At 56.1% G+C, this 9690-nt stretch carries 10 protein-coding genes and 1 pseudogene; 3 read left to right on the forward strand and 8 right to left on the reverse strand.

What is annotated here, in order from left to right; all coding sequences use genetic code 11:
• Positions 1-5 precede the first annotated feature (5 nt).
• The 8 genes from DW724_RS05080 to DW724_RS05115 all read right to left on the reverse strand — a co-directional run bounded on the left by DW724_RS05080 (position 6) and on the right by DW724_RS05115 (position 6712).
• Complete coding sequence (locus tag DW724_RS05080) at positions 6-632, reverse strand: CvpA family protein (RefSeq protein ID WP_158580217.1); 627 nt, start codon at positions 630-632, stop codon at positions 6-8.
• Positions 619-1872, reverse strand: a complete 1254-nt coding sequence (locus DW724_RS05085; RefSeq protein WP_118760850.1) for a DUF5711 family protein — start codon at positions 1870-1872, stop codon at positions 619-621. The genes DW724_RS05080 and DW724_RS05085 overlap by 14 nt, the downstream gene beginning before the upstream one ends.
• Positions 1873-1936: 64 nt before the next feature.
• Positions 1937-2710 (reverse strand): tRNA pseudouridine(38-40) synthase TruA, encoded by a 774-nt coding sequence (gene truA, locus DW724_RS05090; RefSeq protein WP_118760851.1) that lies wholly within the window; start codon positions 2708-2710, stop codon positions 1937-1939.
• 92 nt (positions 2711-2802) lie between these two features.
• On the reverse strand, positions 2803-3606 hold the full coding sequence (locus DW724_RS05095; RefSeq protein WP_117555176.1) for an energy-coupling factor transporter transmembrane component T family protein: 804 nt from the start codon (positions 3604-3606) through the stop codon (positions 2803-2805).
• Complete coding sequence (locus DW724_RS05100; RefSeq protein WP_118646016.1) at positions 3600-4475, reverse strand: energy-coupling factor transporter ATPase; 876 nt, start codon at positions 4473-4475, stop codon at positions 3600-3602. The genes DW724_RS05095 and DW724_RS05100 overlap by 7 nt, the downstream gene beginning before the upstream one ends.
• A 19-nt stretch (positions 4476-4494) precedes the next feature.
• Positions 4495-5346: an energy-coupling factor transporter ATPase gene (locus tag DW724_RS05105; protein ID WP_118359851.1), complete on the reverse strand. Its 852-nt coding sequence runs from the start codon at positions 5344-5346 to the stop codon at positions 4495-4497.
• A gap of 88 nt (positions 5347-5434) precedes the next feature.
• Complete coding sequence (locus DW724_RS05110) at positions 5435-6301, reverse strand: class I SAM-dependent methyltransferase (RefSeq protein WP_117489504.1); 867 nt, start codon at positions 6299-6301, stop codon at positions 5435-5437.
• A 186-nt stretch (positions 6302-6487) separates the two neighbouring features.
• Entirely contained in the window at positions 6488-6712 is a 225-nt protein-coding gene (locus tag DW724_RS05115; protein WP_110435279.1) for a hypothetical protein, read from the reverse strand.
• Positions 6713-6895: 183 nt separating this feature from the next.
• Here DW724_RS05115 and rlmD point away from each other — a divergent pair, with 183 nt between their 5' ends.
• From rlmD to DW724_RS05130, 3 genes and pseudogenes are all read left to right on the forward strand, one after another.
• Positions 6896-8566 (forward strand): 23S rRNA (uracil(1939)-C(5))-methyltransferase RlmD, encoded by a 1671-nt coding sequence (gene rlmD, locus DW724_RS05120; RefSeq protein WP_118760852.1) that lies wholly within the window; start codon positions 6896-6898, stop codon positions 8564-8566.
• A gap of 119 nt (positions 8567-8685) precedes the next feature.
• Positions 8686-9507, forward strand: coding sequence for a ParA family protein (locus DW724_RS05125; protein WP_118667540.1), 822 nt, complete (start codon positions 8686-8688; stop codon positions 9505-9507).
• Positions 9464-9690, forward strand: a pseudogene (locus DW724_RS05130) (ParB/RepB/Spo0J family partition protein); the annotation flags it as partial. The gene DW724_RS05125 and the pseudogene DW724_RS05130, both read left to right, overlap by 44 nt.

The following is a 9690-nucleotide window of genomic DNA, read 5'->3' on the forward strand; positions in this document are numbered from 1 at the left end:
TTCCATTAAATAGCGATAGGTAAAACATCCACAAGCTGTTTGAGCAGCAGCGTATGCTTGACGCGCTCCGGCGAGAGATAGCCGAGCGACGTGTAGGTGATCGGGAACAGCCACTGCAGCACGATCAGCAGGATGCAGACGAATGCGACGCCGGTTACAAAGCCGATGAGTGCGCCGCCTGCGGAATCGAGTGCACTGAGCGGAGTACGCCGAACAATGAGCTTGAGGCTGCGACCGAAAATCCAGATGAGCCGTCCGAACAGCACGCTGAACAGCACTACCAGCATGGAAAACGCGATGCTCTCCGACATGCCGACAGCCGCTTCGGTAACGGTCTGCCGCAGACCGTCCAGCACGCCTTCGGCGGTCTTGAGCGCGGCCTGTTTTTCAAACAGCTGACCGACTGCCGGCACGACCACCCACTGCGCGATATACGGTGCGGTATACTTGGCGGCGGCGACCGACGCGGCGATCATGCCGATGCGGCCGAGCACGCCGTACAGCGCACCGACCAGTCCCCGTCGGGCACCGAGCCACACGTTGGCCAGCAGCACGGCAATGAGGATCAGGTCAGGCGCGTTGAGCAGCTGCGCCGCTGTGGAAATCATATCGTTGATATCAGTTATCTGCATGCACTTCCTCGGATCGTTCGGAATGCGCGGTAAAGATACGCGCGTTGCGGTTGTAGAGCAGGAAAACCGTACCGTCATCGGTCATGAGCACACGGCGTGCGCCGACAGCGTCATCATTGTGCCACTGCGGCTCGGCGGAGGTGTTGTAGACCGTAACGCCGGACGCAGACAGCACCGCCGTACCGGCGTTGGAGACGGCAAGCGCCGTCGGCTCCTCGGTCAGTGCGAACGGACCGTGCAGACTGCCGTTGCGGACGGTATAGAGGTCGCTGCGTGCATCGTTCAGGTAGGAGCGCACAGCGACAGCCATCGTACTGCCCTGAGAGGCAGTGGCGATCAGATCCTGCGAGCTGAGCTCGAGCAGCACATCGACCGTGCCTCTGCGGGTGACATGATACAGGCCGGTGTCGCACAGCGCGATCGCGGCATTGTTCTCGGAATAAGTGAGCGTTACACCGAGCGCGTCAGTCAGTGCGGTGTCCGAAACCTGCTTGCCGGAGGACACATCAAAGAACAGCACATGGGACTCAAGCGTTACGCCGTTCTGCCGGAAGGCGAGAATGCCGAGCGTATTGCAGTCCGGCGAGAGTACGGCGGATACAATATAGTATTCCGATGCACGGTATTTGAAAACCTCTTTTCCTGCGGTGTCGTAAACGGCAGCGGCGGTACGGTAGCCGTGCTCGTTGGTGGTGAGCACGAAACGGCCGCTGCGGCCGATCGAACCGTTCAGGATGGTGGATTCCAGCTCCAGCTCCGCGACAGCGCCTGCCGAGCCGACCAGTGCGGCTTTGACGCCGCCGCGGTCGTACACGAGCACATAATTCGTGCTGCTCTCCACCGCGGGATCGGAGTAGCCGAGCGAATAGCGCAGCGTGGTCATGCTGCCCGCGCGGGACAGGAACAGCGCGTCACTGTCCGCGTACGCCAGACCGGATTCAAACAGCGCACCGTCGCTGAAGGTCTCGTTTTCGTAGTTGATGGTGGTGATATCGCCGTCATGCGAGCGAATACCGGCCGCAATATAGCTGCCGAGTGTGCGCAGCGAGGTCGGTGTAAAAATACGGTAGTTGGCGATCAGGAACATGGCTGTTCCCAGCACCAGAGCCCAGCCGCAGAGCATGCGGAGCAGGGCGGTCGTGCGGATACGCGCGTCCTTGCTGTCGAACAGGCGCTGACGGCGCTCCCTCCTGGAGAGCGGAAAGCGGATGATATTCTGCTTTGGGTTCTGTTCGCTCATGAAATCCCGCCTCCTTATTGTAGCGTGTTTTGTGGGTGAAAATGTGAATAAAACTTGAAAATTGTCACTCGGACAGCCGGAATCTGTCCAGTTCGGGTGTATCGTCGTACCACAGGCGGTTCATGAACAGACCGCAGGCAGGCAGGGTCGGTCCGGCCTGCTCTCGGTCGCAGGCGAGCAGTACGTCGCGCACCTGCTCGGGCGCCAGCTTGCCGCCGCCGACATACGTCAGCGTGCCCGCAATCGCGCGGACCATGTTGTAAAGGAAGCCGTCGCCGCAGACACGGATGCGGATGAGGTCATCCACCGGCTCCACCTCGCACCAGAAAATAGTACGAACCGTGCTCTTGACCGGTGTGCCCTGACTTCTCACGGATGCAAAGTCCTGCTTGCCGACAAAATACTGTGCGCCTTCCTGCATTTTTGTAATATCCAGCGGATAATTGTACCGATATGCGTACCGCGCGTGGAACGGGTCCCGCAGGGTGGAAGGAAACAGATAATAGGCGTATTCCTTTTTGGTGCAGTTGAAGCGCGCATCGAAGTCCTCGGGAACCTCGACTGCGCCGGAAACCGCAATGTCCTCGGGCAGAAAGCTGTTCAGCGCATACGGCAGACGGTCCATCGGAATCGTGCAGTCTGCGTGGAAGTTTGCCACATACCGGCGGGCATGAACGCCGGAATCCGTGCGTCCGACACCGGAAACATGAACTTTTTGCTTCAGCAGATGAAAAATCGCGTCCTCCATGCTCTCTTGGATGGAAGGACCGTTTTTCTGAATCTGCCAGCCGTTAAAATTTGTGCCGTCATAAGATAAAACTAATGCAATATTCTTCATAGCTATAAAAAGTTAAGCGTTGGAAGTGGATGATGATAAAAGTATTCCGTGCGGCGGGCTGAGGGCAGCCCGCCCTACAATATAGATTTACGTTACAGTCCAAAATGTTTCAGTGCAATAATAACCACAAACAAGGCTGCTACCCAAAGTAAAGCACAAATATCCACCCGGGCGATCTTCAGCTGGCGCATGCGGGTGCGGCCGACATCGCCGCGGTACAGTCGGCACTCCATGGCGGTAGCGAGCTCATCCGCACGGCGGAACGCTGAGATGAACAGCGGCACGAGAATCGGGATCATGGCCTTGGCACGCTGAATCAGGTTGCCGGAATCGAAGTCCGCGCCGCGCGCCTTCTGCGCCGAGATGATCTTCTCGGTTTCTTCGATGAGGGTCGGGATAAAGCGCAGTGCGATCGACATCATCATGGACAGCTCATGCACCGGCGCGTGCAGCTTTTTGAGCGGAGAAAGCAGACGCTCGAGTCCGTCGGTCAGCTGAATCGGTGAGGTGGTGTAGGTGAGCATGGAAGTTGCGATGATGAGCAGCATCAGGCGCAGTACCATGAAAATGGCCAGCTTAACGCCTTCCACACTGATGTGCAGGAAGTGCCACTGGAAAATGTAGGTGCCTGGTGTATAGAACAGGTTGAGCACCGCTGTGAAGATAACGATGAACAGGATCGGCTTGAGGCCGCGCAGCACCATTTTGGGCGAAATACGCGAAATACCGATGACAACAGCAAGAAATGCGATGATCAGCGCATAGGAAACCGGGCCTTGCGCGAGGAACAGAAGCACGATGAATGCCACCGTCAGCACGATCTTTACGCGCGGGTCAAGACGGTGCACCGCACTGTTGCCCGGAAAAAACTGACCGAGGGTAATGTCCTTCAGCATTCGTGAGCAGCCTCCTTCCGCTTGCAGGCACGCAGGGCATCCATTGCCTGCGCTACGGTGTAGACCGAGGTATCAACATCGTGACCGCGCTTTTTCAGCTCAAGCATGACCTTGGTGATCATCGGGATGTCCAGTCCTGCGGCAATGATCTCGTCCGCGTGCGAGAAAACCTCGCGCGGCGTGTCGCAGAACAGTACCTTGGCGTGGTTCATCACAAGCAGACGGTCGGCAATCTGTGCGATATCCTCCATCGAGTGGGACACGATGAGGATGGTCGCGCCGGACTGCTTGTGGTAGCTGCGGACCAGCTCAAAAATCTCGTCACGGCCGGCCGGGTCGAGACCGGCGGTCGGCTCATCGAGCACGAGCACATCCGGCCGCATGGCGATAACGCCTGCGATGGCAACGCGGCGCTTCTGACCGCCGGACAGCGCAAACGGAGACTGGTCGGCAAGCTCGGGTGCAAGGCCGACTGCCGCCATGGATTCGCGCACGCGCTCGTCAATCTCGGCCTGCGGCAGTTTCATGTTGGTCGGGCCGTAGGCGATATCCTTTGCGATGGTCTCCTCGAACAGCTGGTATTCCGGATACTGGAACACCAGACCGACGCGGAAGCGCGTTTCGCGGCTGCACTTGCCCTTGGCATCCCAGATGGACTTGCCGTCGAGCAGGACCTCGCCTTCGGACGGCTGCAGCAGACCGTTCAGGTGCTGAATGAGCGTAGACTTGCCCGAACCGGTGTGACCGATCACACCGAGGATTTCACCTTTTTCGATTTTCAGGTCAACATGGTCAAGCGCAACACGCTCAAAGGGGGTGCCTGCGCCGTAAACGTGCGTCAAGCCCCTCGTTTCAAGTATGGTTGACATAAGATTCTCCTTCGGATAATCAATTCAAATATTCTTGTTCGAGAATATCTGCACATTCCTCGATCGAAAGTGCGTCGATCGGCAGTTTTTCGCCGTCCTGCTGATCGAGGTCGTACAGGACTTCGATGGTCTGCGGTACGGTCAGGGAAGCCGCACGCAGCTTGTCCACCTGCGTGAAAATCTCGCGCGGAGCACCGTCCATCAGCACGTTGCCCTTGTGCATGACAACCACACGCTGCGCCTGCACGGCCTCGTCCATGTGGTGGGTGATAAGGATAACGGTGATGCCGAATTTGCGGTTCAGCTCACGGACAACATTCATGACCTCACGGCGGCCCTGGGGATCGAGCATGGCGGTCGGCTCATCGAGCACAACGCAGCGCGGCATCATGGCGATAACGCCTGCGATTGCGATTCGCTGCTTCTGTCCGCCGGACAGACGGTGCGGCGCCTGTGCGCGGTATTCGTACATGCCGACGGCACGCAGTGCATCGTCAACGCGCTTGCGGATTTCCTCGGGCGGCACGCCCATGTTCTCCAGCGCGAATGCGACATCTTCTTCAACAACGGTGGCGACAAGCTGGTTGTCCGGATTCTGGAATACCATCGAGACGGTTTTGCGCACATCGTAGGTGTTGTTTTCGTCGCGGGTGTCCATCATGTCAACGTAGCATACGCCGCCGGTCGGCAGACGGATCGCATTGAAGCAGCCGGCGAGCGTACTCTTGCCCGAGCCATTGTGACCGAGCACCGCGACGAACTCGCCGCGCCGGATGGAAAGATTTACGCCCTTTAGCACAGGAACGGAAAGCTGTCCGTCCTCGGCCGGGTAGGCGTACTGCAGGTTTTCGGTTTTGATGATTTCACTCATTTATTTTCGTCCTTCGGTAGATTTCAAAGGGTTGATGGTACAATATACACCGGATAAATAAACTATCATAGGGCGGGGTGCTGTGAATTTACTCCTCGGCGATAAAGCGTGCCGATGAGCCGCACGGCAGCACCAGACCGGTCGATTCAACCGGCAGGCCGAGCTCCTGTGCCTCGATCTTGCCTGCGGCGCGCTTGCCGGCGGTGATGCCGAGCAGATAGCTCATCACAGACGGCGCAAGGCCGGTGGAATAGCTGGAAATGAGCACGAACAGCGGCTTGTCGCTCAGCACGCCCATGGTCAGGTCTACGAAGTCAGCAACGTCCTCCTCGATCTTCCACGTTTCGCCGGACGGACCGCGGCCGTAGCTCGGCGGGTCCATGATGATGGCGTCATACTTGCGTCCGCGGCGGATCTCGCGCTGCACGAACTTTTTGCAGTCGTCCACGATCCAGCGGATCGGGCGGTCGCTCAGACCGGAGGACGCGGCGTTCTCCTTGGCCCACTGCACCATGCCCTTGGATGCGTCAACGTGGCAGACGGACGCGCCGGCGTTTGCCGCCGCAAGCGTAGCGCCGCCGGTGTACGCGAACAGGTTGAGCACGTTGATCGGGCGGCCTGCGTGACGGATCATCTTGTCGATAAAATCCCAGTTGGCAGCCTGTTCGGGGAACAGACCGGTATGCTTGAAGCTCATCGGCTTGAGCTGGAACGTCAAATCACCGTAGTGGATAGCCCACTGCTCGGGCAGCTTGCGGATTTCCCACTTGCCGCCGCCCGCGTTCGAGCGATGATAGATAGCGTTTGGCTTGTTCCAAACCTTACAGTCCTTGTCGCGCGGCCAGATAGCCTGCGGGTCGGGGCGCTGCAGAATCTGATTGCCCCATCGTTCAATTTTTTCACCGCCGCCGCAGTCGAGCACGGCGTAGTCCTTCCAATGATCTGCGATCCACATAAATATTCTCCATTACATTATATATAAGTAGTTGTTTACACAATAATTCAGTATCTATTCTACCACCAAATATGCACTAACGCAATGAAAAGCGATTAGAAATAAAAGATGTCAAGACAGCGTATTTTGGCGAATACAGCAAAACGGCTGCACCGCAAAGTACAGCCGTTCGAGCGGGAAAAGCGGTCAGAACCGTTCGCAGTAGCCTTCGCCGCCGTTTGCAAGCGACTTGAGGGCAGTTTCGCGGCGCTCCTCAGGCTCGTCCGAGATACATACCGCATCGGTCAGCACCTGCCGCGCCTGATACGGCAGATCGAAGAATTGCTCCATTGCCCGCGGACTGTGTCCCATTTCCTGCATAAAATGAAAGGGAATCTCACCGGAGACCTGTTTTTTCCTGTCCTGTGCCATAATTGCACGCTCCTTTCGATTGCAGTATCTCCGGGAATCGTGCTATAATACCATTATAAAATTAGTAATGAGTAATTAGGAATTAGTAATTATAGAGTGGAGAGTGAAGAGTTGAGAGTGGAGAGCACCTTATCTCTTCGCTCTGCAATCTCCACTCTTCACTCTCATATCAAGGGGTAAGAAATGGATTTACAGAAGAACAAGGTTTATCGTTGTCAGATTACGGATTACACAGCGGACGGTACGGGGTTTGCGAAGATCGAAGGCCGGGCGGTATTTGTGCCGCGTACGGCAGTTGGCGATCAGTGCGATGTCCGCATTGTCAAGGTGACGAAAAATGTGGCGTTCGGCAGGGTAGAGAAGATTATTGTGCCGTCGGCACAGCGTACTGCGCCTGCGTGTCCGGTGGCGGATAAGTGCGGCGGCTGCTGTTATCAGCACATCACCTACGGGGAAGAACTGCGTGCAAAGGAGAAAAAGGTGCGTGATGCGCTGACGCGCATTGGCGGTCAGGACGGCGCAAAGCTGCTCGGCATTACGGGTGCGCCGACGACTGAGCATTACCGTAACAAGGCGCAGTATCCGGTCGGACGGGACAAAGAAGGCAGCATCGTTACCGGCTTTTACCGTCCGCGCAGCCACGACATTGTGCCGGTGGAGAAATGCCTCATCCAGTCGGAAACGGCGGACAAGATTGCCGCTGTGGTGCGTGAATGGATGACGGAATTTTCGGTCATGCCGTACGATTATGAGAAAAAACGCGGTACGATTCGGCATATTTACGTTCGCGTGGGCGAAAAAAGCGGGGAGAGCCAGCTGACGCTTATTTCCGCAACCAAGAAAATGCCCAAACTGGATGTGCTGGTCGAGCGTCTGCGCGCGGCAGCGCCGTCGCTGACGGGTATTCTGCTCAACCACAACCAGCGCGACGACAACGTGATTCTGGGTGACCGGACGGATGTTCTCTGGGGTGAGCCAATGCTGGAGGACCGCCTGTGCGGGCACACGTTTTTGCTCTCGCCCGAGGCGTTTTATCAGGTTAATCACGCGCAGGCCGAGCGTCTGTATGCGTGTGCGGTGGACTACGCCGGTCTGACCGGCGAGGAGACCGTGCTTGACCTCTATTGCGGTGCGGGTACGATCACGCTGGCGCTGGCCGAGCATGCAAAGACTGCCATTGGCGTGGAAATCGTGCCGGAGGCCATCGAAAATGCCAAGCGCAACGCGCTCCGCAACGGCATGGAGAACACAGAGTTCTTTTGTGCGGATGCGGGTCAGGCGGCGCAGCGGTTGGCTAAGCGCGGCATTGATGTGCTGGTGGTCGATCCGCCGCGCAAGGGTCTGGACGCGACTGCACGCGACGCGATTCTTAAAATGCAGCCGCCTAAGGTTGTGTATGTTTCGTGCGACCCGGCAACGCTTGCGCGCGATGTGGCGGAGCTGTGCGGCGCAGGCTATACGCTTGAGAAGGCACAGGCGTTCGATCTGTTCCCGAGAACTTTTCATGTTGAGACGGTAGTTCTTTTGTCCCACAAAAAAGCCGACAGTTATATCCACATTGATGTGGAGTTTGGAGAGGGCGAGGGCAAGATTCCGGTAGATAGTATTGCTAAAAGAGCCGAAGCGTACAAGCCCAAAGAAAAAGTGACCTACAAAATGATTAAGGAGTACATAGAAGCGAAATACGGCTTCAAGGTACATACCGCATATATCGCAGAGGTAAAGCGAAATTTGGGATTGCCGATGTATGATGCTCCTAATGCGGTAGAAGAATTGAAACAGCCGAGGAAACATCCGACACCAGAAAAGGTAGAAGCAATCAAAGATGCACTTCGTTATTTTGCAGTGATATAAAACTTTACTTACAATCGAATATTTCTTACATAGCCGTTTATTCATTTATTTGAGTAAGCGGCTTTTTTCATCCCTATTTTTCGGAATAGGGATATTTTTTGTAGAAGGAGGAGGTTTATTTGAACACGCAAATCATCGCCATCGCCAACCAGAAAGGCGGTGTTGGCAAAACAACAACCTGTGCGAACTTGGGAATAGGTCTGGCACAGGCCGGAAAGAAAGTGCTTCTGATTGACGGGGACCCGCAAGGAAGCCTGACAATCAGCTTGGGAAATCCGCAACCAGACAAGCTGCCATTTACACTGTCGGATGCAATGGGCAAAATTCTGATGGATCAGCCTATACGCCCCGGAGAAGGTATTCTGCATCATGCAGAAGGCGTTGACCTGATGCCTGCGGACATCCAGTTATCCGGTATGGAAGTATCCCTGGTAAATGCCATGAGCCGTGAGACTATCTTGCGGCAATATCTGGACACGCTGAAGGGGCAATACTCCCATATCCTCATCGACTGCCAGCCCTCCCTTGGGATGCTCACAGTCAATGCGCTGGCCGCTGCAAACAGGATCATAATTCCCGTTCAGGCGGAGTATCTGCCCGCAAAAGGGCTGGAACAGCTGCTCTCCACGGTAAACAAGGTAAAGCGGCAGATCAACCCAAAGCTTCAGATAGACGGTATCCTGCTGACAATGGTGGACAGCCGAACCAACTTTGCCAAAGAGATCTCCGCTCTCCTGCGGGAGACCTATGGAAGCAAGATCAAAGTATTCGGCATAGAGATCCCCCATTCTGTTCGGGCTAAGGAAATCAGCGCCGAGGGAAAAAGCATTTTTGCCCACGATCCCGGCGGCAAGGTGGCAGAGGGCTACAAAAATCTGACGAAGGAGGTGTTGAAACTTGAAAAGCAGCGCGAAAAAAATAGAGCTGGCCTCGGTAGATGATCTGTTCTCCACCGAAGAAGGCCGTGCCGACGCACAGCGGGAACGGGTGTTGGAAATCCCACTGTCTGAACTGCACCCTTTTAAGAACCATCCGTTCAAAGTCAAGGATGATGAATCCATGATGGAGACCGCCGACAGTGTTCGGCAGTATGGTGTGCTGGTTCCGGCGATTGCAAGACCTGA

The organism is Butyricicoccus sp. AM27-36 (genome assembly GCF_003480945.1).
Taxonomy (GTDB): domain Bacteria; phylum Bacillota; class Clostridia; order Oscillospirales; family Butyricicoccaceae; genus Agathobaculum; species Agathobaculum butyriciproducens.